Origin of the sequence: Pseudomonas sp. H26/SER47-MNA-CIBAN-0231 (assembly GCF_040310465.1) — a bacterium.
In the GTDB taxonomy this organism is placed as follows: Bacteria; Pseudomonadota; Gammaproteobacteria; order Pseudomonadales; family Pseudomonadaceae; genus Aquipseudomonas; species Aquipseudomonas atacamensis.
This window is the reverse complement of sequence record NZ_JBEOPW010000002.1, coordinates 428096-449822: the sequence shown is the minus strand read 5'-3', so window position 1 is coordinate 449822 and position 21727 is coordinate 428096. Positions and strand designations below refer to the sequence as shown.

25 protein-coding genes and 1 tRNA gene are annotated in these 21727 nt (G+C 56.3%); 7 read left to right on the top strand and 19 right to left on the bottom strand.

Annotated elements, in window-relative coordinates; all coding sequences use genetic code 11:
* Positions 1–5: 5 nt before the first annotated feature.
* The 5 genes from AAEZ10_RS04935 to AAEZ10_RS04915 form a co-directional block, all read right to left on the bottom strand.
* The gene (locus tag AAEZ10_RS04935) at positions 6–1025 is read right to left on the bottom strand and encodes a LacI family DNA-binding transcriptional regulator (protein ID WP_016774041.1); all 1020 of its coding nucleotides are present in this window, start codon (positions 1023–1025) and stop codon (positions 6–8) included.
* A 3-nt stretch (positions 1026–1028) separates the two neighbouring features.
* Positions 1029–2006, bottom strand: coding sequence for an ABC transporter permease (locus AAEZ10_RS04930; RefSeq protein WP_350568127.1), 978 nt, complete (start codon positions 2004–2006; stop codon positions 1029–1031).
* Entirely contained in the window at positions 2003–3556 is a 1554-nt protein-coding gene (locus AAEZ10_RS04925) for a sugar ABC transporter ATP-binding protein (protein WP_041478550.1), read from the bottom strand. Before AAEZ10_RS04925 ends, AAEZ10_RS04930 begins: the two co-directional genes overlap by 4 nt.
* A 55-nt stretch (positions 3557–3611) precedes the next feature.
* Complete coding sequence (locus tag AAEZ10_RS04920) at positions 3612–4568, bottom strand: sugar ABC transporter substrate-binding protein (RefSeq protein ID WP_024012403.1); 957 nt, start codon at positions 4566–4568, stop codon at positions 3612–3614.
* A gap of 198 nt (positions 4569–4766) precedes the next feature.
* The gene (locus tag AAEZ10_RS04915; protein WP_016774037.1) at positions 4767–5216 is read right to left on the bottom strand and encodes a hypothetical protein; all 450 of its coding nucleotides are present in this window, start codon (positions 5214–5216) and stop codon (positions 4767–4769) included.
* A gap of 336 nt (positions 5217–5552) precedes the next feature.
* On the opposite strand from AAEZ10_RS04915, the gene AAEZ10_RS04910 reads away from it, so the two are divergent.
* The 3 genes from AAEZ10_RS04910 (at position 5553) to AAEZ10_RS04900 (ending at position 7802) form a co-directional block, all read left to right on the top strand.
* Entirely contained in the window at positions 5553–6641 is a 1089-nt protein-coding gene (locus tag AAEZ10_RS04910) for an asparaginase (RefSeq protein ID WP_041478548.1), read from the top strand.
* A gap of 197 nt (positions 6642–6838) precedes the next feature.
* On the top strand, positions 6839–7108 hold the full coding sequence (locus AAEZ10_RS04905) for a DUF1654 domain-containing protein (protein WP_016774035.1): 270 nt from the start codon (positions 6839–6841) through the stop codon (positions 7106–7108).
* A 4-nt stretch (positions 7109–7112) separates the two neighbouring features.
* Positions 7113–7802, top strand: a complete 690-nt coding sequence (locus tag AAEZ10_RS04900) for an endonuclease (RefSeq protein WP_024012402.1) — start codon at positions 7113–7115, stop codon at positions 7800–7802.
* 82 nt (positions 7803–7884) lie between these two features.
* Here the strand turns inward: AAEZ10_RS04900 and AAEZ10_RS04895 are convergent, their stop codons facing one another.
* Positions 7885–8250 (bottom strand): SPOR domain-containing protein, encoded by a 366-nt coding sequence (locus tag AAEZ10_RS04895; protein ID WP_024012401.1) that lies wholly within the window; start codon positions 8248–8250, stop codon positions 7885–7887.
* A 250-nt stretch (positions 8251–8500) separates the two neighbouring features.
* Between AAEZ10_RS04895 and csrA the strand changes: the two genes are divergently transcribed.
* Positions 8501–8695 (top strand): carbon storage regulator CsrA, encoded by a 195-nt coding sequence (gene csrA / locus AAEZ10_RS04890; RefSeq protein WP_003179932.1) that lies wholly within the window; start codon positions 8501–8503, stop codon positions 8693–8695.
* Positions 8696–8914: 219 nt separating this feature from the next.
* On the opposite strand, the gene AAEZ10_RS04885 is transcribed toward csrA, so the two are convergent.
* Positions 8915–9370 carry a DUF2214 family protein gene (locus AAEZ10_RS04885; RefSeq protein ID WP_273526767.1) on the bottom strand — a complete coding sequence of 152 codons (456 nt, stop codon included), beginning with the start codon at positions 9368–9370 and terminating at the stop codon, positions 8915–8917.
* A 464-nt stretch (positions 9371–9834) separates the two neighbouring features.
* A tRNA-OTHER gene (locus AAEZ10_RS04880) sits at positions 9835–9904 on the bottom strand.
* 171 nt (positions 9905–10075) lie between these two features.
* Here AAEZ10_RS04880 and AAEZ10_RS04875 point away from each other — a divergent pair.
* Positions 10076–10282 (top strand): hypothetical protein, encoded by a 207-nt coding sequence (locus tag AAEZ10_RS04875; protein ID WP_122707035.1) that lies wholly within the window; start codon positions 10076–10078, stop codon positions 10280–10282.
* Between the two features lie 148 nt (positions 10283–10430).
* The gene (locus tag AAEZ10_RS04870; RefSeq protein WP_350568118.1) at positions 10431–10694 is read left to right on the top strand and encodes a hypothetical protein; all 264 of its coding nucleotides are present in this window, start codon (positions 10431–10433) and stop codon (positions 10692–10694) included.
* A 435-nt stretch (positions 10695–11129) separates the two neighbouring features.
* Here AAEZ10_RS04870 and AAEZ10_RS04865 read toward each other — a convergent pair whose 3' ends face one another.
* Together AAEZ10_RS04865 and AAEZ10_RS04860 are read right to left on the bottom strand one after the other, a co-directional pair.
* Positions 11130–11654 (bottom strand): lysis system i-spanin subunit Rz, encoded by a 525-nt coding sequence (locus AAEZ10_RS04865; protein ID WP_350568115.1) that lies wholly within the window; start codon positions 11652–11654, stop codon positions 11130–11132.
* Positions 11654–12076 carry a cell wall hydrolase gene (locus tag AAEZ10_RS04860; protein WP_122707027.1) on the bottom strand — a complete coding sequence of 141 codons (423 nt, stop codon included), beginning with the start codon at positions 12074–12076 and terminating at the stop codon, positions 11654–11656. The genes AAEZ10_RS04865 and AAEZ10_RS04860 overlap by 1 nt, the downstream gene beginning before the upstream one ends.
* Positions 12077–12237: 161 nt before the next feature.
* On the opposite strand from AAEZ10_RS04860, the gene AAEZ10_RS04855 reads away from it, so the two are divergent.
* Positions 12238–12978, top strand: a complete 741-nt coding sequence (locus tag AAEZ10_RS04855; protein WP_122707025.1) for an FkbM family methyltransferase — start codon at positions 12238–12240, stop codon at positions 12976–12978.
* A 66-nt stretch (positions 12979–13044) separates the two neighbouring features.
* Here AAEZ10_RS04855 and AAEZ10_RS04850 read toward each other — a convergent pair whose 3' ends face one another.
* The 9 genes from AAEZ10_RS04850 to AAEZ10_RS04810 all read right to left on the bottom strand — a co-directional run bounded on the left by AAEZ10_RS04850 (position 13045) and on the right by AAEZ10_RS04810 (position 21641).
* Entirely contained in the window at positions 13045–13443 is a 399-nt protein-coding gene (locus AAEZ10_RS04850) for a tail fiber assembly protein (protein ID WP_122707023.1), read from the bottom strand.
* A complete protein-coding gene (locus tag AAEZ10_RS04845; protein ID WP_350568110.1) occupies positions 13440–14690 on the bottom strand; it encodes a hypothetical protein in 1251 nt (416 codons plus the stop codon). The genes AAEZ10_RS04850 and AAEZ10_RS04845 overlap by 4 nt, the downstream gene beginning before the upstream one ends.
* A gap of 24 nt (positions 14691–14714) precedes the next feature.
* Entirely contained in the window at positions 14715–15377 is a 663-nt protein-coding gene (locus AAEZ10_RS04840) for a hypothetical protein (protein ID WP_122707021.1), read from the bottom strand.
* The gene (locus AAEZ10_RS04835; RefSeq protein WP_350568107.1) at positions 15374–15682 is read right to left on the bottom strand and encodes a hypothetical protein; all 309 of its coding nucleotides are present in this window, start codon (positions 15680–15682) and stop codon (positions 15374–15376) included. Before AAEZ10_RS04835 ends, AAEZ10_RS04840 begins: the two co-directional genes overlap by 4 nt.
* A 51-nt stretch (positions 15683–15733) precedes the next feature.
* Positions 15734–19300 (bottom strand): TipJ family phage tail tip protein, encoded by a 3567-nt coding sequence (locus AAEZ10_RS04830; protein WP_350568104.1) that lies wholly within the window; start codon positions 19298–19300, stop codon positions 15734–15736.
* 57 nt (positions 19301–19357) lie between these two features.
* The gene (locus AAEZ10_RS04825) at positions 19358–19918 is read right to left on the bottom strand and encodes a tail assembly protein (RefSeq protein ID WP_350568101.1); all 561 of its coding nucleotides are present in this window, start codon (positions 19916–19918) and stop codon (positions 19358–19360) included.
* 72 nt (positions 19919–19990) lie between these two features.
* On the bottom strand, positions 19991–20389 hold the full coding sequence (locus tag AAEZ10_RS04820) for a YajG family lipoprotein (protein ID WP_350568098.1): 399 nt from the start codon (positions 20387–20389) through the stop codon (positions 19991–19993).
* A gap of 106 nt (positions 20390–20495) precedes the next feature.
* Positions 20496–20864, bottom strand: a complete 369-nt coding sequence (locus AAEZ10_RS04815) for a hypothetical protein (protein WP_350568095.1) — start codon at positions 20862–20864, stop codon at positions 20496–20498.
* Positions 20865–21641 carry a hypothetical protein gene (locus tag AAEZ10_RS04810; protein ID WP_350568092.1) on the bottom strand — a complete coding sequence of 259 codons (777 nt, stop codon included), beginning with the start codon at positions 21639–21641 and terminating at the stop codon, positions 20865–20867.
* Positions 21642–21727: the final 86 nt, after the last annotated feature.

The window sequence follows — 21727 nt, the reverse complement described above, 5'->3', positions numbered from 1 at the left end:
CGGTTTCAGCGATATTCGGTGAACACGCCGGACAGCGGCGCGGTCGATTCGCGCAGGACGATACTTGGGGTCACGATGCGTTGATCAGTGCCCGATTCCGGCGCAGCAATTCTGCGCAACAGCACTTCGGCGGCCATCTCGCCCAGTTGCAGGATCGACTGGCCGACCGTGGTCAGCGCCGGATAGACATAACGACTCATCTGAATGTCATCGAAGCCGATCACCGACAGCTCGGCCGGCACTCGCACGTTACGTTCGGCCGCCGCACGCAGCACACCGATACCAATCATGTCGTTGCCGGCAAAAATCGCGCTCGGCGGATTGCTCTCGAGCAGCCGGGCAGCGGCGTTGTAACCGCCGGTGCTGGTGAAGTCGCTTTCCAGCATGCGCTCTTCGCGCACCTCGATTCCCGCCTCTTGCAGCGCTCGGCAATAACCGGCCTGACGCATTTGCGCCACGCTGGTACTGGCCGGACCGCCGATCGTGGCGATGTCGCGATGCCCCAACTCGAGCAGGTGACGGGTTGCCAGATAAGCGCCGTATTCGTGGTCGATGCGCACCAGATCGGCATTTACACCCTCCAAGCCCCGGTCGACGATGACCATCGGCGTCTTCACGCCCGCCAGCCCTTGCGCCAGACCACTGTCACCGCCGGCGGAGGCGACGATCAAACCGTCGATGCGCTTTTCCAGCAACACACGCAAATAGCTGCGCTGCTTGTCCGGGTTGTCGTCGGAGTTACAGAGGATCACGCAATAGCCGTTGCGCTCGCAGTAATCCTCGATTCCGCGCGCCAATTCAGCGAAGTACGGGTTGAGGCTGTTAGGCACCAGCAGGCCGATGGTCGCGGTGGTCTTGGCTTTCAGCGAGCGCGCCACGGCACTTGGCACGTAGTCGAGGCTCTTGATCGCCGCCTCGACTTTGCGCCGCACTTCCTGACTGACCGGGCGGGTGTTGTTCACCACGTGCGACACGGTCGTGTAGGAAATGCCCGCGAGCGCCGCTACATCCTTGATCGTTGCCATGGTTCAGCCCCGGCGACTGGCGCGTTGACTGCGATAGGTGTCGAGCACCACAGCGATAACGATTACCGCACCGGTGATGATGCGCTTGGTCGGCTCCGTCGCACCAATCTGCGCGAGACCGGCCGCGAGTACGGAAATGATCAACACACCAAAGAAAGTGCTGATCACCGAACCGCGCCCGCCCATCAGGCTGGTACCGCCGATAACCACCGCCGCGATCACTTGCAGTTCCAGGCCCGAACCTGCGTTCGGGTCAGCCGCTTCCAGACGCGAAATCTGAAACAGCGCAGCGATGCCTGCCAGCAGCCCCATCAGGCTGAACACCAGAATCTTGTAGGGCTTGGGATTGATCCCGGCCAGCCGAACCGCCTCTTCGTTGGTACCGATGCCGATCAGGTAGCGGCCGAAAACAGTGCGGGTCAAAACTGCCTGCGCGATGAAGATCACCAGCAAAGCGATGATGAACGACGGGGAAATGCCGAACGCGATCGGATTCGACAGCCAGGCGAACGCATCGCCAATGTAGGCAGTGCGCGACCCGGTCATCTGATACGCCACACCGCGGGCCATTTCCAGCACGCCGAGGGAGACGATGAACGACGGAATCCGCCAGGCCACGGTGATCGAGCCAGTGATGGTGCCGGCCAGAGCCGCCACCGCCATGCCGAGCAGCGCCGCTGGCAAAACGCTCCAGCCCCAGCCGAGAATCGCAACGCTGACCGTCGATGCGGCCAGCGCGAGGACCGAGCCGACGGACAAATCGATGCCGCCGATGATCAGCACAAAGGTCATGCCCACCGCCAGCACCATCAGGTCGGGAATCTGGTTGGCCAGGGTGCTGAAGGTGTTGTACGAGAGGAAATGGCTGCTCAGGACCGAGAACAGCGCAATCATCGCCAGCAAGGCACCGGCCAGGCCCAGATAAGTACCCAGGCCGAAGAAATTGCCATTACGTTTACTGGCAGGAGATGCAGTTTTCATGGGAGATCCCTAGGCGCTGCTTCATTGAGCAACGCATCACGTTTCTGGTAGCCGGCGAAAGCGGCGGCAAGCAAATCATCCTGGGTCCAGCTGTCGCGCTCGAAGGTGTCGATCAGACGTCCCGCCGAAAGCACGCCGATTCGATCGCAGATCAGCATCAACTCACGCAAGTCACTGGACACCACCACCAATGCCTTGCCCTGGCGGGTCAACTCACCGAGCAAACCGTAAATATCGAACTTGGCGCCGACATCAATCCCGCGAGTCGGCTCGTCGAACAGCAGCACCGAACAGTCGCGCTCCAGCCAACGGCCGATCACGACCTTCTGCTGATTGCCGCCGGACAGTTCCGAGACCAACTGCGTCGGGCTAGAACTGCGGATACGCATGGCTTCGATCTGACGCTGCGCCAGGGAAATTTCGTCGCCGTTGTTGACGAAACCACCACTGGAGATTTCCGGCATGTTGCCCAAGGCGATGTTGGCGCTGATCGACTGACTGAGCAGCAGCCCTTCGCCCTTGCGATCCTCGGTGATCAGCGCAATGCCGTTGCGCACGGCATCGACTGGCGAGCGAACACTCACGACTTTGGCCGGCGAGCCGAGCGCGATGGTGCCGCTGTCGGCAGCATCGGCACCGAAGATCAGCCGCAGCAATTCCGTGCGCCCTGCCCCGATCAATCCGGAAATGCCGAAGATCTCTCCGGCACGCACCTCGAAAGAGACGTCGCGGACTTTGTCAGAACGGGTCAGGCCTTTGACCGTCAACGCCGGAGCGCCGATCTTGCGCGGCCCCATGTCGATGTGTTCGCCCAGTTCGCGACCGACCATCAAGGTGACCAGTTGCTCGCTGTTGTAGTTGGCCATCGGCTCGACGCAGACCAGATTGCCGTCACGCAGCACAGCAATACGCTGCGCCACCCGCGCCAGTTCTTCGAGACGATGGGAGATATAGATGATGGAAACGCCGCGAGCCTGCAATCGGCTGATCTGCTCGAAGAGCATTTCGACTTCGCGCGCCGTGAGCATCGCGGTCGGCTCATCGAGGATCAGCACGTGGCAATCGCCAATCAGGTTGCGCGCGATTTCGACCATCTGTTGATGACCGATACCCAACTCGCCAACCAGTGTGTCCGGGTCGATCGCATCAAGGCCGACTTGCGCCATGGCTTCGATCGCCGCCTTGCGCAACTGCTTGCGGCTGATCCAGCCAGCGCTACTCGGCAGATTATCCAGAAAGAGGTTTTCCGCCACCGACAGCGTCGGCAACAGATTGAGTTCTTGCATGACCATGCGCACGCCAAGCTCTTCGGCCTGGGTACGGCTGCCCGGACGATAATCCTTGCCGTGGAATTGCATCTGGCCGGTAGTGGGTGTGACCAGACCACCAATGATCTTCGATAGGGTACTTTTGCCGGCACCATTTTCGCCGGTCAGCGCCAGTACTTCACCGCGCATCAGCGTCAGATCGATGCCGGTGAGCACCGGTTGCGCATAGGTCTTGCCGATACCGCTGACCGAGAGGACAGCGTTCGGGGCGGAAACTGACATAGAAATCTCCATGCGCTCGCCCGGACGGACGAGCGCCGTTGTGTCGTCAGATGACTTACTGGGTGACCAGCTCGACCGGTGTTTCGATCACGCCGTTGGCACCGCTGTCGACTTTCTCGCCCTTGATGATCTTCAGTGCGGTTTCGATGCCGAACACGGCCTGCTTGGCTGCAAACTGGTCAGCCGTCGCCAGCACACGACCGTCCTTGAGCATTGGCTTGATCGCATTGATGTTGTCGTAACCGACGACTTTTACCTGCCCTGCCTTGCCAGCGGCACGGACTGCGGAAACGGCGCCGACCGCCATGCTGTCGTTACCGGCCAGCAGTGCTTTGACATCGGGGTATTCACTGAGGATCGAAGCGGCAACCTTGTTGCCCTTGTCGATTTCCCAGTCACCGGATTGCAGCGAGACCACTTTGATCTGCGCGGCTTCCATCGCGTCCTTGAAACCGGCCGTGCGCGCCTGCGCGTTGGTGGTGGTGGACACGCCTTCGATGATGCCGACCTCGTCGCCCGCCTTCAGTTGCTTGGCCAGATATTCGCCGACCAGACGTGCACCCTTGCGGTTGTCCGGACCTACGAAAGGCACGTTGATGTTTTTGCTTTTGACTACGGCGGGATCGAGCTGGTTGTCGATGTTGATCACCGTGATACCGGCGTCTACGGCCTTCTTGATAACCGGCACCATGGCCTTGGAGTCAGAAGGCGCGATCACCAGTGCATTCACCTTGGCCAGGATCATCTGTTCGACGATGCGAGTCTGGCCGGCGGTGTCGGTTTCGTCTTTGATACCGTTGGAGATCAGATCGAAATCGGCGGAGTGTTCTTTCTGGTAGGCCTTGGCGCCGTCTTCCATGGTCAGGAAGAATTCATTGGCCAATGATTTCATGACCAGCGCGACTTTGGGTTTTTCTGCAGATTCGGCGAACGCCGAGGAGACAGGTAGTGCGGCGGCTGTGGCAGCCAGCATAGCGACAGCAAGAAGACGTGCGGCGAATGGCAGCTTCATGGGTTCACTCCGATCTTATGATTATTGTGAGCAACGTTTGCGCTGACGTAAGCTACGTCACAGCTCCGGGAGAAAATGCCCTTCCAAGCCGCGCAAACGTTTGCGTAGACCGAACTATGAGAATCCCGCCGGCATTTGTCAACAATCAGAAATCGTCTTTTGTTGTAGGCCGAATCGCCGAATTGGCAATTTGGCGCTTCAGGCAGTCGTATTGACCAAGCCGCCGCTGGGAGCGCTTTTCGACATCTCCTTGACCAACGCACCCGCCACCTCTGCCAGTGCGGCGCTGGTTTGCGCGATCTGGCCCTGAATCGACATCACTGCCTGGGATTTCGCTTCGGGAGTCGGATAGCTTGCGGCCTGAGCCGCAGCCAGTTGCTGCTGCTGCTCCTGAAGTTGTTTTTGCAACTCCTTCATCCGCTTGAGCAGTGTCTTGACGGTAATGCTGAGATTACTGTCGGCCTCGGTTTCACTGTTTTCCTGCACAGGACCACCACCGGTTCTGACCTGATTCTTCTCAGTCTTCTCGGTACCCAGCGCCTGCGCCGATGCCTCATTGGTCGCGTCATTCAGGGTGTTGATCGTGGCTGCTGTTTTACCGCCGATGGTGACTGCAGCGGGATTGGCAAAACCGACCGTCAATGACATATGAACTCCTAAGATTTGGTTTCCTTGAGGACGCATCGGCCTGGGAGCACATTTCTTTAGCAGGGATTTGTCACCCGCCTGGCTTTTCAGAGATTGCCTATCGGCGAGCCGAACAAGAATCCCGCTGTCGTTCGGAATCCCGGATGGGTGGGTCCTCAACGATGCTCCAGCCACCGAAAAATGTTGATTTAAATCATTGGGTTAAACATTTTCCGCCAGCACATTACGCATGGTATGAATCCTGCTCCCGTCCTTGCACCTCAAGCATTCAGATCGGCTTGGGGCGCATCTAGATGAACCTGCATCAGCACCGTCTCACGACTAGAGAGAAAAATAATGAAATCTGCTTTCAATACCTTGATTCCGGGCGCATTGGCCCTCCTCCTGCTCCTGCCTACTGCCCTTCAGGCAAAAGAAGCCGAAACCCAGACGAAACTGGCCAACGTCGTCGTCCTCGCCACAGGCGGCACCATCGCTGGCGCCGGCGCCAGTGCTGCCAACAGCGCCACTTATCAGGCAGCAAAAGTCGGTATCGAACAACTGATTGCTGGCATTCCCGAGTTGAGCAAACTGGCTAACGTGCGTGGCGAACAAGTCATGCAGATCGCTTCGGAAAGCATCACCAACGACAACCTGCTGCAATTGGGTCGTCGCGTTTCCGAACTGGCTGACAGCAAGGACGTCGACGGCATCGTTATCACCCACGGCACCGACACCCTCGAAGAAACCGCTTACTTCCTGAACCTGGTGGAGAAGACCGACAAGCCGATCATCGTCGTAGGTTCGATGCGTCCGGGCACTGCCATGTCGGCAGACGGCATGCTCAACCTGTACAACGCCGTCGCCGTGGCGAGCAGCAAAGAAGCACGCGGCAAAGGCGTGCTGGTGACCATGAACGACGAGATCCAGTCCGGTCGCGACGTCAGCAAAATGATCAACATCAAGACCGAAGCATTCAAAAGTGCCTGGGGCCCGCTGGGCATGGTGGTCGAAGGCAAATCCTACTGGTTCCGCCTGCCGGCCAAGCGTCACACCATGGATTCGGAATTCGACATCAAAAACATCAAGAGCCTGCCTGACGTAGAAATTGCCTATTCCTACGGCAACGTCAGCGATACCGCCTACAAGGCATTGGCGCAAGCCGGCGCCAAAGCCATCATCCACGCCGGCACTGGCAACGGTTCGGTATCCTCTCGCGTGGTTCCATCCCTGCAAGCGCTGCGCAAGGATGGCGTGCAGATCATTCGCTCGTCCCACGTCAACGCGGGCGGCTTTGTCCTGCGTAACGCCGAACAGCCTGACGACAAATACGACTGGGTTGTCGCTCACGACCTGAACCCGCAAAAAGCCCGCATCCTGGCGATGGTCGCGCTGACCAAGACCAACGACAGCAAAGAGCTGCAACGGATGTTCTGGGAATACTGATTGAACATCGCCTGATCACTTCTCGATCGGGCAATTGCGCATCACCTGTCAGCTTGGCAGGTGGTGCCCCGCTTACACCCTTCCAATACTTTTCCCACAAAAATCTCGACAAGCCCTACACCAAAATCGGAAACCCGCTGTCAGAGGATTTTCTTGAATTTTAAGCAGTTGCGAAATCGCTTACAGTTAAATACTGTATGCACGTACAGCTTAATAAGGATAACCTCGTGGCCACCTCTCCTGCTGCTCCTGACGCTTATGAACGCATGGGTATGCGCGTTCAGAAAATCATCAATTCCCCCACCGCACAAAAAGCCAAAGCCGCACTAATTTTCCGTCTGCCGGATGAGCCGATGGACGACTGGGAGCGCTTGCTCGAGGAAATCGACGAGAACGACAACGTTACCCTCGCTTATCGCGATGACGGTGGCGTGCAGATTTTTTGGGTTGTGCCGAAGGAAGATTGATTCAATGAGTGTCCGCTGTGTTGCTTTGCTGTTGTTGTTTTTCGCCATGGGTGCCCAGGCTGGCGCCCCACGTACATTTTCCGAAGCCAAGAAAGCCGCGTGGAAACTTTATGCGCCGCAATCCACCGAGTTTTACTGCGGCTGCAAGTACACCGGCAACAAGGTCGACCTGAAGGCTTGCGGCTATGTGCCGCGCAAGAACGCCAAGCGTGCATCGAGAATCGAGTGGGAGCACATCGTGCCGGCCTGGCAGATCGGTCACCAGCGGCAGTGCTGGCAGCAAGGCGGACGCAAAAATTGCACGCGTTACGATCCGGTTTATCAAAAGGCCGAAGCAGACTTGCATAACCTGGTGCCGAGCATCGGTGAAGTCAACGGTGACCGCAGCAACTTCAGCTACGGCTGGTTGCCAGTGCAGTCCGGTCAGTACGGTTCCTGCCTGACGCAGGTCGACTTCAAGGCGAAGAAGGTCATGCCCCGCCCTTCGATTCGCGGCATGATCGCCCGCACATATTTTTATATGAGCAAACAATACGGACTGCGCCTGTCCAAACAGGATCGGCAGTTGTACGAGGCGTGGGACAAGACCTATCCGGTGCAGGACTGGGAGCGTCAGCGCAACCAAAGCGTGGCGTGCGTGATGGGGCGCGGCAACGAGTTTGTCGGCTCGGTAAATCTGAAAGCCTGCGGCTGATTGCAGCGGAAATAAAAAGGCCTCAAGCGTTATGCTCGAGGCCTTTTTAATGTCTGTTCAGCGTGTTTTGAAGGCGCTTCGCTTATGGCGTTAGCGGATGCTCGATCACCACCGATTCGATATTTTGTTTCTTGGCTTTTACCAGCGCTGCATCGACCTGCACCTTTCGCGCCTCGGCGTCAGCTTGGGAATTGAACGGACCGATCAGAATTCGTGTTTTACCGCTGCCGTCCTTGACGACCGTCGGAACGAAAGCATGCTCGATCAACCAGCCGCTCAGATCACTGACGGCCTGAGGAGTCTCGCCACGCACTTCCAGATCCCACTGAGGCGCAGCCGCCGCCGGCGCTGCCGCTACCTTCGTCTCAGGCTTCGGCGCATCTACATTCTTGCCTTCACCGCAGCCTGCCAATGCCAGTGCCGCTACCAGCCAAACCAATTTGCGCACAACGCTTCCCTCGGAATTCGTAAAGCGGCGATCTTATCATTCAAAAATACTTCGCGAGCCCCGCAAAATGGGCACAAAACAACGAGAATGATGATTGCAGCCTCTGTATAGTTACGCCCTGGGAATTAATGCCGCTTCTGCGCGTCAGAAAGAGGCACCCAAACCGTGAGACTTCGCACTAATCTATAGATACCACCGACCTCTGCACTGTCTGAATCAGGTGCCCTACAAAGCAATCAAGGAGAAGACCATGCTGATACTCACCCGCAAAGTCGGTGAAAGCATAAACATTGGTGATGACATCACGATCACCATCCTCGGAGTCAGCGGCCAACAAGTCCGCATCGGTATCAACGCTCCGAAAAACGTGGCAGTGCACCGTGAAGAAATTTACCAACGCATCCAGGCCGGCCTGACCGCTCCGGACAAGCCGCAAACGCCCTGAGCCACTTTGCATTACGTAGCCAGTCCTATTGCCGTCGCGCAAGACTGGCTAAAGATTCACGCGCCGTTTAGCCATCCGCATTTCACCCCGCTGGGCACGGCGCCTGAAGCATGCTGACGCTCTTCACTTGCCCCCTCCTTCTCTCCTGCGCCGATATTACCTTTCACTCCTGGAGCTGGCTGTCGGACGTTTCCGATAGAGCACGGAGAATTTCGCCTTCTAAGCGAATATCACGCCACGCGCCATGCCTGTCGCCGCGACCATCATCAGGATCAGCAGCAGCGCTTCAACATGACTGATTCGCGCGTACAACTTCGCACGTCCGCTATCAAGCGCCACCCCGCGCGACGATGCGATGCGCCATTTGATCAGCGTGATCATGGGTGCAAGCTCTATCAGCAGGATCAGCACTAACAACGTCATCTTCAGATGAAACAGCGGCTGATGGAGGTAATAGTCAGAGCCTTTCTCGTAACCACCAAACGCACGCATCGCTCCGGTAATAAGCAGCGTCAAAGCTGAAAGCCCCCAGAGGTTATCCGCGAGCAGCACGCGCTTGAGCTCTCCCGTGCCCGCCGAGAGCTGGCTGAACGCTGTGCCGCGCGTCAGTACCGCCCAGAAAGCCAAGGCAAACGCGAATAGATGAACAGCCGCAAGGATCCACTGACTCAGCATCGACGCACTCCCTTACAAAGAGTTGAAAATCGGCCAGTCAGTAGTAGACGAAAAAGCGGGGCCTCGCTTGGAGCTGACGGCGAGACAGATGCCAAACGCCAAAACGCAGGCAAAAAAAATCCCAAGCAGCTGATGGAAGCTTGGGATTTAAAAATGCATAAACCGTGGTGGTGAACGCGGAACGGATGTTACTTAAATTCCCAATATGCAACAAGGCTTTTTCGATAACCGGTTGGAGAAAAATAGCTGTAAGCCTTTGGATATTCAGGTGTTTTCAACAACGAAATGGTAGAAAAACGCACCAAAATGGCGCTTGATCACTTTGCCCAAATAGTAATGAATGGAGAGCTGATCAGAGCGAAGCGGAAATGACTGGGAACAAGCGTTGCGCAAATCGCAGACAACAAAAAAGGGCCCACCTTTCGGTGAGCCCTTCTAGACCGCCCAGCAGAGCGGATTTTGTTTGGTAGGCGCGATTGGACTCGAACCAACGACCCCCACCATGTCAAGGTGACCCCGAACCACACGCAACCTATTGATGCATATAGGAAATACACCGAAAATAGCAGGTTGGAAAACTGGCCTTAGCCGCTATAAGAATCAACAACTTAGCGCTGTATTTTCCTACAGTGCTCTGCCCTTTCCCGGCGTTCTGCCGATCAAATCTCCCTCTGCTATTCTGGGTTCTTCCATGGAGGACACCCAATGCCGAACTCAGATCTACTCCCTTCCCTGCTCGCCAAGATCAACGAAAACCAACTTGCCCTTGAAGCCGCCATCATGGAACTCACCCTTTGGGTCGAGCAGCGCGGCGCGGCCGACGTTGCTGAAAACGTGCGCGGCGCCCTGGAAGCGATCGACCGAAACGAGGAGTTCATCAAGATGACGCTGGCCGTCATGATGACGCCGTAGTGAGCATCTCGCCGAGTCGAGCAGCTCACCATCAAAATTGACTGCACGCCGCTCATCGATAAAGCTCAATAAATGAAAAACGTCGCCGATAGGCAGGTAGTGCCCCCAGCTGGGGATTTTTCAAATTGGTGGTAGCAGGTTCAAGCGTATGAAAGAGATCTACCTTCTAATCGAGCACGGTATGGATCAGGGCGAGGTTTATGTACTTGGCTGGTTCGATGACGAGAAAAAAGCTCAGGACGTAGCGCAGGAAAAAGAGTGGGAGGCTTACCGTGCCGGGATAAAAGCTGAAAACTTTTGGCCGAGTCAAAATCCGTTGCCTCCAGATCAGACCAAATATCGCCGCTTCTGGGTGAAAGAAATTTCCAAATTTGAGGGCGCTTCGGCCCCTCGGTCCTCTGCTGTCCATTGACTCTGTAGCCGCCCCAGCTTCATCAAGAAGAGAGGTCGACCGTGTGGCGTTAATCCTTACAGTCCGTCGCCAGACCCTCGCTCAATCTACGAGCCTCGATTACTGTATATACAAACAGTATTCAGTAAGGCGCTACCGTGGACCCCCTCTATATAGAAGACACCGACGATTGGCTCGGCAACCCGACCCCGCTCGAAACCTGCCGACACCAGCTCAGGATGTACGAGAACGAATTCGAAGCTCTCACCCTTAAGCTGGAGCGTGCACTGGAAAATATTCAGGGCTTGGTCAGAGACAATGACGCTCTCACGGAGGAGCGTAACTCTCTCAGGGCAAGGCTTCTGTACACCGAGGGGGAGTTACTGAGCGAAAAACGCAGATTCGCTGAGGTGTCGCACCAGAGGGACCATCTCTTCCAAGAGAATCAGAGCCTTCTCAGGGATGCGCGGGATCGGCAGAACTGAGTGCCCTCACATAGGCCTGACACGCCTGCAACGCGATCAGTCCACGGTCACCGGTGTCGGTAATGGCGATAATTCGTTGAGCATGCGCTGGGTCAAGTCGGGCTCGTACGGGTGCATGATCCACGCCGCCAGCGCTGGAGGTGGTTGGCACGTCGCAGCCTTTGGCAACATCGGCTGCGTCGAGGATGACTGACAGCCGCACATCAGCAGTAGCAAGGCGATCACGCAGGCGATCTTGGTCACGTTGGGCATCAGTCATTTTCCTGAAATGGGTTTGCTCGCTGGCCGACAAACGCTGCTCGAGCGCCTGCCGCTTGTCCTGCTCCGCCTGCTGCGCGGCCGCGGCGGCCTGGGTCAGTTGATTGAGGGTTTCGGCATGCAGCTTTGCCTGTTCGGCGAGCTGCTTTTCGTAACGCCAATCCTGAAACTGCCAGGCGCTGCCGAAGCCGACGAGCACAATCGCCAGCACACCGACCGCTTTCCACGGAACGACCATCACGGCACATCCTTGAAGAAGACGTGACCGCCCAGCTTGAGGGTCTGTTTCGCCTTCACCGTCCATGCAGGCGCTTTGATGCTTGCGGCGTAGTAATGCGTGGCGCCGCCGGTGGGATCCGGAACCTTGCCGTCGATCACCTGGTCAGCAGCGATCCGGCACTGCGCCAGCTCGCGGAACGGGATCTGCTTCACGCCGATCAGGAACTGATAGTTCGGGTCGGTCTTGTTCCAGCAGCTGAACTGCCATGGCTTTTGGCATACGCCAGCGTAGCCTTCACCCCACCACGACTTCTCCTTTCCATCGAACACGCGGTTGCGGATCGTCCAGGCGACGGCAATCTGCCCCGCTGTGCCTTCGCCGCGCGCCTCACCCCAAAGTGTGCGGGCGAGGATGTCGCGGTCTTTTTCGGTAACAGGCATCACTTTTCTCCAGACGAAAAAAAGCCCGCGGCTTGGCGAGCATAGAAAAAGATCTGCAGCAGCTGCTGCGTTGTGATAGACATTCTTTTCACCAGCAAGAATTAGACGTACAGTGGCACTCTGAGGTTTATTCTGTTAAATAAAATAGGATTGAGTCGCTCATGGAACTAAAGCACTTATCAGAAGCAGTGATGCATCGATGGAAAACCAAAGAAGTTCATGACACTGATTTTTATGGTTTCACAATAGGCTCAAGACGCATCAACACAATACTCGACATAGGTGCAAATCTTGGCCAAAGCATCATATCTTTCCGAATCCTTTTTCCAGACGCGACAATTCACTCGTATGAAGCAAACCCCATACTCATAGGGGAATTAAATAGCCTAGCGAGCGAAGTACCCGGAAACATACAAATAAACGCTTACGGCTTAGCCGATACAGGCGGTAGCTTTTATCTAAACATACCATATTCAAATGATGAGGCCTTCATAGAAGAGGCCTCTATCACTGACTCATATTACGAACTGCCTTGGGTCAAGCAAAAATTCTTGGAGCGAGGCGGACTTACAAGACTTGAAAAAGTCAAATGCGACTTGAGGGTTGGTGACGATTTAAAATTATCTCCTGACTTGATCAAGGTTGACGTCGAAGGCGCCGAGTCATTGGTTCTTCGCGGACTGAGAAGAACAATTGAGCGCTCTAAGCCAGTGATAATGGTAGAAAACTCAGACTGGCACAATGTATCTACAATTATGAAGTCCTTAGGATATGTTGCGCGTCGCTATGACCACGCTGAGAATAAGTTATTACCAATGAATGGACCCACCACAAACACGTTTTACATTCACGAAGGCCGCAGCCTGGGTGAATCCATAAAGAAATTATTTTTCCTTAAATAACCAAAAACTGTATTGGGCATTCCAACCAGAATCCCCAATACCCCTTTTGTGAAATTGCAGTGCCGCTCAATATGGAGCTGAGTTTGGCTTGGCTTCCGCTGGGGAGACAGGCCACGCAATCGTGAGTGGATATCCCATCTGCGCTTCGACCTTACTGAGATCGACTCGGTATTTCTTCCAGAGCTTCAGGCTAGCCAAGACTTCTGCATCAGCCTCATCAATATCGACAGCATCCTGCAAAGGCTTGATGTTGTAATCTGCGATTGCGCGCAGCCGCGAAATTTCAAGCGAAGCCTCAATAAGTTTCTGAGCTTTCAACTCTTCCTCGCTGAACCTTGGCTCCGGCGCATTACCTGCAGCCAGCCATAGCTGGTAGGCCTGCCATTCCGTATTTTCCGGGTCCGCTGGAATCCAGAACCCGGTGTCAGTGGTGACACTTTCGCCTTCTGATTGCTTGTAATTCATAGCTCGGCAGACGCCTCCCAGTGGCAAAGAAATGTTTCACCAGCATTACGAGCACAGTGCGCCCAGATGTACGCCGTGCTTGCCTGTACAGTGCGAAATGTATCTCCCGTGAATCCATTGGTCTGAACTCCGCCATCGGAATTACCTACAGTAAAAGCATTTACGATCCCCTGCTGATCCCAATATCGCAGAGTTGGGGTGGATCTCTTTTCAACCGAGAACTTCGTGCGCCCCATCGCCCGAGTCCCTGATCCTGAGCAAGAAAGGGTCATACCGTTGGAAATGTTTGGGGGGGCAAATCCAGAAATTGTTCCTGGCTTGATGTCCGTCGGATAGGACTTCTCGTAGTAGCGCTGACAGAGAATCAACTCTTCCCCATAACTCCGGTCCTCGTACCCCGTTGGCAAACTGCCCAGCTCAAGCTTCGGATAGAACAGCGTTCCGCCGATGAATCTGATCGTGCAGTTTGATCCGGCGATCAGTGTTACCTGAGCGCCGCTTGCGACCACTACGGTGTTGACTGTTGCTGTAGCAGTCCCTTCCCAGGACAAGGTGTAAATCCCCCCGCTAATGAAGCTCCCTTCTATTACCTGTTCCAGCCCACCTGATGGCGGATTTACAGTTCGACCATTCTTGTTGACTTGGGAGGAAAGGCTCTGTCCAGAGGTGACAATGCGCCAGCGGTCGAACGTGTATTGACCAGCGGCCGTGGTTGCCTCGGCGGCGTAAATACGCTGATTGACGTTGAAGAGCGGGTTCATGATCAGGTTGCGGCGTGGCCCAACCTGAAGCTTGGCCCTAGCGCCAGCGACGGTATTCGACTCAGTGCCGCCTTTGCTGATGGGTTGCACGTCATCAATCTGAAGCGACGCGCGCGCGCTTGCAAGATCAGTAGCTCCGGTACCGCCCTTGGTAAGCGGAAGAATTTCGTAATTGCCGGTAGTCCCGAGTGCCGCAAGTTTATCGCCGTAGTCATTGAGGATTGCGCGGACCTGATCGGACAGATCCTTCTGGTATCCCTGCACCGGCATGATGGCGTAAAAGCCGCCGGTCGCTGTCGGGCCTTCGTAGTTCGGAGAGATCGACAGCGCGGTATTGCTGGCAATGTTGGTCACCTCGTACCAGCGACCGTCCGGGCCTCGAAAACCATCACCGACCCGGCTGTTGGCAATGAACGCGGTGCCTGTGCCGATCACCGCATTGGAATTTTGGGTGACAGAGACCGTTCCCGTCTTGTACCAGGGCATTGTGTATCTCCAAAAATGAAAGGGTCAGGCCAGCAACTTGGCGCAGAGGAATGGGCGATGGCCCTGATCAGTCCAAGCGGTGAACGCGAGGCTGTACATCATGATGCGGTTGTTTGCGTAATCGACCCCAAGAGCGCAGCCGCCGCCGGAGCCGTCGTTGTGGCAGTTCATCGTGAACGGGTTGAGCGATACGAATTCCCCTGCACCAAGGCTCTTGCTGATCCCCCACAGGTATCTGCGCCCAACGCTCAACTGCTCGGTGCCGAGGTAGGTCCAGTTGCCCGCGGCGAACGTCACGACCACAGCCGGCGCTCCGCTGTCGTAAACAAGCGTTCCGGCGCCGTCCCACAGCCGCATCCCATACGCTGCGGTACCCATGGAAGACCAAGCCGCAACGAAATATTGACCGCTCAGCGTTTCGTTGACCCTGGACGCGTTCATAGAGAACCCGGTCCAGTTACCCGGTCCGCCGGTGAACCAAACGGAAATCGGAACCTGAATCGCTCCTCCCTGATCAGGTCGAATGAAGACCATAGGGGGGTCCACGCTGGTGACTGCCCTAGCAAATACGCCGGACGCGCTTGCCACCCCTGAATACGTGCCTCTGGTGAGGACGCACAGCCTTGGGGCCTCCGAGTCAATCTGGACAAACGAATTGTCGTTGATGCTCTGAAAGCCGTAGCTCATGTCGAATACCTGATTGCGTAGCCTTTGGCGACGACCCTTGATTGAATCGTGGCCGCGCCGGCGGAAGGGTTTTTAGGCAGAACAACGACCTGACCTGCCGACGTGGTCACATAGGGGTAGGACTTCTGATTTCCAGAGCCGTCTGCTTCTGACGATTGCACGTCCTGCGCTCTCGTCGGGATCATCATGAAAACGCAATTGGCAGGGTTGAAACCGGGAATCGCGATTGTGTAGCTGGGCACAGTCCCGCTGAAATCAATCACGCCCTGCCAGATCACCTGATAGGTGAAGCTGTTGGTGTCCATAGCGAGCTGACCGCTCTCGTTAAAGACACGCAGTCCAAATAGCGCCATTAATTACCCCAGATAGCCGAGACGAACACGCAACACGTTGTTGGCGTCGTAGACCGAGACGTTCAGTGAGTTGATCACCAGGCGCCCCTGCCCTGGAACGATGCCGTTTATTTCAAGCGTGCCGTCTTTGTTCAGGATCCAGCCTTGCTGGCCGGCGATGTAGTTGGAAGAGCTGATGTAATTGCCGATCTTCGCGTTGGTGATCGAGCCATCCATGATGAACGCCGAGTTCATGAAAACCTGCCCGCCCTGCACTGCGAACGGAACAGCGATCGCGCCACCGGCGATGGTGTTTACGATGGCGAACCGGTCAGCGCTGACCAGGAACTGGCTTTGCAATCCAGCTGGCCCGTTTTCAATACCAAGCCCGATACCGGCAGCGATGTACTGGCCCGTGCCGGAGTTGTATTGCATCTTCACCGACCAACTGGCCGATATCTTCCCGTTCACGTCGTTGACGATCGAAGTATTTTGCTCGATTGCTGTTTGCTGACTGCCGACGGTCGTGCTCAGCTGAGTGATCTGCTGCACAGAGGCCTGCTGGTTGGTGACCACCACCTCTTCCAGCTCGGTGATGTTCGCCGCGTTCTCTGCGATTTTGGCGTCGAAGGTCGTGACGCGCCTTGCCATTGCCTCGTTCTGGGAGGCGCGAACCTTCGATTCGGAAGCCATCGCCGAGGTGCTGGTATAGCTCTTGATCGCGTCCGCGAGATCGCCAGCGCCGTCATCGTCTCGGTAGGAGGCGCGAAGGGCCTCGAAGGCCGTGGCTTGAGCCGTGACCTCGCCGTCGAGTTCGATGATCTCGGCGGTGTTGGTAGCCACCTGCTGGGCAAGGCCGTTCGCAGTCTCAACGGTCTGCCCAACGTCGAGCCAGTAGAGCGGATTCGGCGGTGGGGCTTCGATAGGCACCGGGCCGGTGGCCTGATAGATCCGCTTGCCCTGCACCACCAGGTCATACTCGTCGTAGGTGGCTTCGGGGTCGTACCCCTTCAAGCTGTCAAGCGCATCGATTTGAGCTTGCAGGCCAGGGATTTTGTCGATCTCGTCTCGCAGATCCTGTCCCAGTTCCGTTTCGGTGATTTGCCCGGCGATCATCTCCAGAATGGCAGCAGCATCGGAGCTGGATTGCCCCTGCACGCCAAGACCGATCGGATACCACGGACCGATGTTGCCGATCTTGTCAACGATGCGCCCCCAGAAATAGAAGGTCACGCCGGCGCGAAGGCCGAGCATCGAGAAATCGCTCTGCGGATAGGCCAGGTCTGTCAGCTTGGTCGCGGCTTCCAGATCAGTCGTAGGTCCGTACCAGATCTCCGTGCGCTGGCTGTCCTCGGCCCCAGCAGGGAATCCCCACTTGAGGTAAATGCCGAACAGCAGCGGAGTGGCAGTCAGGAACGCCAGCGCCGGCGGCAGCCCTTGCTTACCGCTGAGGTTGGTCAGGATCGAGTTGCGCCACGGTGACGTGATGTCGAAGGCGCTCACCGCGCGCACCCTTGCCACATATGCGCCAGCGTAGATGCCGACGACGTCCACGTTGGTCATGCCGGTGCGCTGTAGCTTGATCCAGTTGCCGCTGTCCTTGCGCCACTCCACGTCATAGCCGACCGCGCCATCCACGGCTGGCCAAGTGATCGTCATGGTGGCCACGGCCAGCCCCTGCACAACCGATGAAGTCGACGACAGCGAAACACTCGCCGGCGCCGGAACAACGGTGATCGGGATCACGCTGATCGGACGTTCTTCCAGGCGTGCACCGGTGTCGATGAAAGCGAACTTGCTCGGCTCGAACTGGAGCGCGCTGATTTCGTAGTCGCCCTCGGTGGTGCGCTTGGTGCGCAGCACGCGATACAGCGGGATTGCCAGATCGTCCGCGTCGAGCGCCCATTGCAACTGCGCCACCGGAGACTCGCTGTAGGCGACCGTGACTGTCACCGCGCGCCCGTTCACGCTCTGCACGGTGCGACCTTCGGCGCGGCCGCCGGGGAGGTTGATGATCAGCCGGTCGCCGGCCTTGGCCTGGGTGTCGCGATCGAGGGTAATCACCCGCCCCGCCACCGCCGAGATCCGGCCGCCCACTTCCCGGCCAGCCAGCAGCGAATCCGCCACTGGGATGATATGCCCGGGCAGCGGGATCACGCCTTCCATGCCTGTCTTGAACGAGACGGTGCGGTCTTGGTTGTTGCTGAGGATCGCCCACTTGCCACGGCGCTGAGCCTCGGAGGCACGGGTGCAGCCAATGGCGCTCAGCTCGGTCGGCCGGTCGCCGTAGCGGCGTTGCAGATCCAGATCGGCGAAGGGAATGACGTCGGTGTCGTAGTTGTTCGCCGGGTTGTCGTAGCTGACCAGCGCCCGGGTGTAACGGGTTTTCGCCGAGGCGCTGCCGTAGGAGAACTTGCCGTCGATCACGTTGGACCGGGTGAAGACATAATCGAAGTCCTGCGCGCGCGGCATGTCCGCCTGCATCACCAGCTGGCCCTGCGCCCAGTACGTCATGCCCCGATAAATCGCCGAGATGTCGCGCAGCAGCGACCAGGCGTCCGCCTTGCCCTGCAGGTTCATGTCACAGAGGAAGCGTGGTTCCTGACCCCCAAGCCCGTTCGGCACAAGCTGGTCGCAATATTGAGCGATGCGGTACAGCTCCCACTTGTCGACCATGAACGGCTTGATGCGCTTGCCCAGGCCGAACCGGTCCTCTGTGCAGATGCCGTAGGTGATCCACGCCGGGTTATTGGTCCAGGCCGATTTCATCGAGCCGTCCCACGTCCCGGTGTAGGTACGCAGGATCGGGTCGTAGTTGCTCGGCACCATCCACCGCCGCGCCTTGCACTTCACGGTCACCGACGGGATGTTGGTGAACTGCTCGGCGTCGAATTCGATGTAGAGCAGCGCGGTGTTCGGGTAGCGCGGCTTGGCGTCGATCACCTCGGTGTAGCCGGCTACCAGCATGGTGTCGGCGATCTTGTTGGTGTTCTGGTTTGGCGTCAGGCGGCGCACGCGGATCTGCCAACCAGTGGTGGCGTCGGGCAGATCGATGCGGCGGGAGCGCTCGTAGCGCGTGGTGGTCTTGCCGTCGACAGCGTCCACCAGCACCTGCTGATAGGCGCCGCCATCAGTGGCCACGTCAATTGCGTACTCGATGCGGTAACCGCCGACGCTGCCCTGATCATCAGATCGCTGTAGCGCTGGCCAAGCCAAGCGCATGCGCACGGCGGAAAGTTGGGTATTGGTGATCGAGCGCACCCACGGCGAATCGCTGCGCAGCTCGATGTTCAGCGACGTCTCGTTCTCCACGGATGGAATGCCGGGGATGTACGTCTGATCCACCGAGCCCGGGCGCCAGTCCCACTTCACGCTCGGGAAATTGTAGTTGCCGCTGGAATCGCGGATCGGCGTGTTGTCCAAGTAGATGTCGTAATCGGTAGGGACGCTGTCGAACTCACCCTCGCCCACGGCGATCAGCAGCTTGGCCAGGTTGGTCGAGCGCAGGCTGTCACTGGCTTCGGTCGGAGACTTCGGCTTGCTGCTGCCGCCCTTCTCGCCGTGGATATCGATATGTGCTGCTGCGCCCATGCTTTCCTCCAGGCATAAAAAACCGCCTCACGGGCGGTCGGTGTGCTGCTGTCTTGATTACGCTTTGTCTTCAGCCAAGATCGAGGCCGAGATAATCATCCCGCCCCACCGGCGTTCACCGATGCAGATCGGGACCGGGTTGCCGCTGGCCGTGGTGTTCTTGGCGCTGCCGAAGGCGTAGGACGGGGAGTTCTCGGGGGATGCGCTTTGCTTCAGGCCCTTCGCTTGAGGGCTGAGCATCTGAATGACGCCACCAGCCACCAGCCCAGCACCCAATTGCACGGCCCAAGGCTGACCGAAGTACGAGCCGGCCACGACCAGAACTGCGCCAATGATCGTCTGAAGCAGGCCTGCTCGTTTGCTCCCGGAAATGACTGGGACGATGCGAATCTCTTGGGTTCCGCCGAGACCAAAATCTCTTTCAGCTACGTTTTTCCGGTTTCTGAAAATCGCAAAACGCATCCCTTTGCGTTCAAGATCTTTAATAGCGCCTTCGAATCCTTCGATCGTGCACTTCAGCGCTTTGAATGCCTCGCCCACTGACTTGCTGCCAAGCTCTCGGTGATGGACTCGACCAAACAGCTTGATAAGCGGGCCTGAAAGAAGAATGGTTGTCATGGCTGGGTTGTTACTCGCTGTCACTGCCACGGCTTTCTCCGGTCATAAAAAAACCGCCCGTAGGCGGCTTTGTCATTGCATTGTGGGTGATAAGTCCATGCTCATTGATGAGTCGATGGATATCCTGAATTTCTTGGTGGCACCAGCCTTTATGTTGGCTTCCCGCTCTTTCAGCCCACTACCGCATGATGATGCGCCGACTATGTGCTCACCGGCGGCAACGTAGAACTTTGCGGTTTCACCAGCACCAATCTCGGCAGCTTTTCGCCCGTCGATACTCACAGAAGTATTGCAGCCACCACCAACAAAGCCGGAATCACGGGTAACGATCAAGACAGCGTCATCGGAAGCCGGCTTCTGATATGCGAACAATAGCGAGCTCGGCACAGGGTCCGCCTTTCCTGAAGGCACTGGCGAAGTCGCACACCCCGCCAACAGCGCTACTGCTAACGCACCTACGATCAATTTCATGCGGTCACTCCGGTGAAATACGGGCGATTTAACGCTTCAAAAATTAAACAGAAGAAACAGATATGGCTTTAAACCTAGAAAAATAAAAATACAATTATTTAGTCTTTCAGATTCTATCCATCACCCCTACTATCCTGATAACTTCAGCGAGATGCTTCTGCGTTTCAGGCCTCCCTATTTGCATCCCCAAGTCATAATCGCAGTTGCATCTGTACCGCTTTAACTTATTCAGAGTTACCGCGACAGCTTTTGCCTTTGGACTAATAGTAGCGATTGTGTCTGTAATGCTTTTATGAGAGCCAGCATCTTGTGCCTGCACAACGGTTAGATTTTTCTCTCTGAGCAGTCTACGAGCTCGATGAAAAGCTGAGTAATAGGCACGGCTGCCGACATTTCGAAGAAGGATCTCGTCATCGACGCCCCTTTCTAGCTCTAACGTTGCGTACAACATAAAGTCCTGATCTGTAACGGCCAATTACAGCTCCTTATCTTCGGGAGTCGTCCCTATTGTCACATGCTCAGAAAGAGGATCATCAAACATAACGCACAATGCCTCGGTAATTTCCCAGTCAACATCAATAAGATATTCTATCTCCGCATCAACAATATATTCGAATGAGACGCCCCACTCGTTTGCTGTCAGTCGGAAGTTTTTGAGTCTTGTAAAATGTTTTCTGACTATTTCGGATGCGCACTTAATTCGAAGAGCGACGTCGCGCTCATCAACCCCATGAGCTTCAAAGTAATTAGCAGCTGCAATTGCGTAGGCAACGTTAGCAGATGTCAAAGGCTGCACATCAGCAATACCAATTTTATGAAATTGAGCTACTACATTTTTCGCCGTGCTGAATAGCCCAAATTGGGTGACCGGCTCCAGCACTCGTACCAAATCTGTTGGATTGTCCTTCGGATAACCAAAAGAAAGCATCTCCAGCACATATGAAAGGTTGCTAATAGAGGGTCCAATTCCTGCCCTTACGGCATACCAATTCCACGTCTTACCCAAGACACCGGCATGTAAGTTCAGCATTCGTTCAACGCTATCAATATCTTGCTTAAAACTATAAACAACTGCCCTTAAGAGATAGGAGTCAGACCTTAGCTCCGGGTTTTTTTCAGATTTTTCAAGTTCACGACGCAGAGAGTGCCAATCGAAATCATCTAATACGCCAGTTTCGACTAGCTTCGACCACATAGCGTTCACCCGCTCTGCGAGCTCAGCTGCCTTCGTCTTCGGCTGCGCAACAACCATGAACTTCCCTCCATTTTGCGACGTAATCTACCATCACTAAACGCGATGCGACACTGGACGCTTCGCCACAAAATCCAAGCGAGTGA

Excerpts from the sequence above, each read along its gene's own strand:
- AAEZ10_RS04935 (WP_016774041.1), bottom strand. The coding sequence starts at position 1,025 with ATGGCAACGATCAAGGATGTAGCGGCGCTCGCGGGCATTTCCTACACG.
- AAEZ10_RS04930 (WP_350568127.1), bottom strand. The coding sequence starts at position 2,006 with ATGAAAACTGCATCTCCTGCCAGTAAACGTAATGGCAATTTCTTCGGC.
- AAEZ10_RS04925 (WP_041478550.1), bottom strand. The coding sequence starts at position 3,556 with ATGTCAGTTTCCGCCCCGAACGCTGTCCTCTCGGTCAGCGGTATCGGC.
- AAEZ10_RS04920 (WP_024012403.1), bottom strand. The coding sequence starts at position 4,568 with ATGAAGCTGCCATTCGCCGCACGTCTTCTTGCTGTCGCTATGCTGGCT.
- AAEZ10_RS04915 (WP_016774037.1), bottom strand. The coding sequence starts at position 5,216 with ATGTCATTGACGGTCGGTTTTGCCAATCCCGCTGCAGTCACCATCGGC.
- AAEZ10_RS04910 (WP_041478548.1), top strand. The coding sequence starts at position 5,553 with ATGAAATCTGCTTTCAATACCTTGATTCCGGGCGCATTGGCCCTCCTC.
- AAEZ10_RS04905 (WP_016774035.1), top strand. The coding sequence starts at position 6,839 with ATGCACGTACAGCTTAATAAGGATAACCTCGTGGCCACCTCTCCTGCT.
- AAEZ10_RS04900 (WP_024012402.1), top strand. The coding sequence starts at position 7,113 with ATGAGTGTCCGCTGTGTTGCTTTGCTGTTGTTGTTTTTCGCCATGGGT.
- csrA (WP_003179932.1), top strand. The coding sequence starts at position 8,501 with ATGCTGATACTCACCCGCAAAGTCGGTGAAAGCATAAACATTGGTGAT.
- AAEZ10_RS04885 (WP_273526767.1), bottom strand. The coding sequence starts at position 9,370 with ATGCTGAGTCAGTGGATCCTTGCGGCTGTTCATCTATTCGCGTTTGCC.
- AAEZ10_RS04875 (WP_122707035.1), top strand. The coding sequence starts at position 10,076 with ATGCCGAACTCAGATCTACTCCCTTCCCTGCTCGCCAAGATCAACGAA.
- AAEZ10_RS04870 (WP_350568118.1), top strand. The coding sequence starts at position 10,431 with ATGAAAGAGATCTACCTTCTAATCGAGCACGGTATGGATCAGGGCGAG.
- AAEZ10_RS04865 (WP_350568115.1), bottom strand. The coding sequence starts at position 11,654 with ATGGTCGTTCCGTGGAAAGCGGTCGGTGTGCTGGCGATTGTGCTCGTC.
- AAEZ10_RS04860 (WP_122707027.1), bottom strand. The coding sequence starts at position 12,076 with ATGCCTGTTACCGAAAAAGACCGCGACATCCTCGCCCGCACACTTTGG.
- AAEZ10_RS04855 (WP_122707025.1), top strand. The coding sequence starts at position 12,238 with ATGGAACTAAAGCACTTATCAGAAGCAGTGATGCATCGATGGAAAACC.
- AAEZ10_RS04850 (WP_122707023.1), bottom strand. The coding sequence starts at position 13,443 with ATGAATTACAAGCAATCAGAAGGCGAAAGTGTCACCACTGACACCGGG.
- AAEZ10_RS04845 (WP_350568110.1), bottom strand. The coding sequence starts at position 14,690 with ATGCCCTGGTACAAGACGGGAACGGTCTCTGTCACCCAAAATTCCAAT.
- AAEZ10_RS04840 (WP_122707021.1), bottom strand. The coding sequence starts at position 15,377 with ATGAGCTACGGCTTTCAGAGCATCAACGACAATTCGTTTGTCCAGATT.
- AAEZ10_RS04835 (WP_350568107.1), bottom strand. The coding sequence starts at position 15,682 with ATGGACACCAACAGCTTCACCTATCAGGTGATCTGGCAGGGCGTGATT.
- AAEZ10_RS04830 (WP_350568104.1), bottom strand. The coding sequence starts at position 19,300 with ATGGGCGCAGCAGCACATATCGATATCCACGGCGAGAAGGGCGGCAGC.
- AAEZ10_RS04825 (WP_350568101.1), bottom strand. The coding sequence starts at position 19,918 with ATGACAACCATTCTTCTTTCAGGCCCGCTTATCAAGCTGTTTGGTCGA.
- AAEZ10_RS04820 (WP_350568098.1), bottom strand. The coding sequence starts at position 20,389 with ATGAAATTGATCGTAGGTGCGTTAGCAGTAGCGCTGTTGGCGGGGTGT.
- AAEZ10_RS04810 (WP_350568092.1), bottom strand. The coding sequence starts at position 21,641 with ATGGTTGTTGCGCAGCCGAAGACGAAGGCAGCTGAGCTCGCAGAGCGG.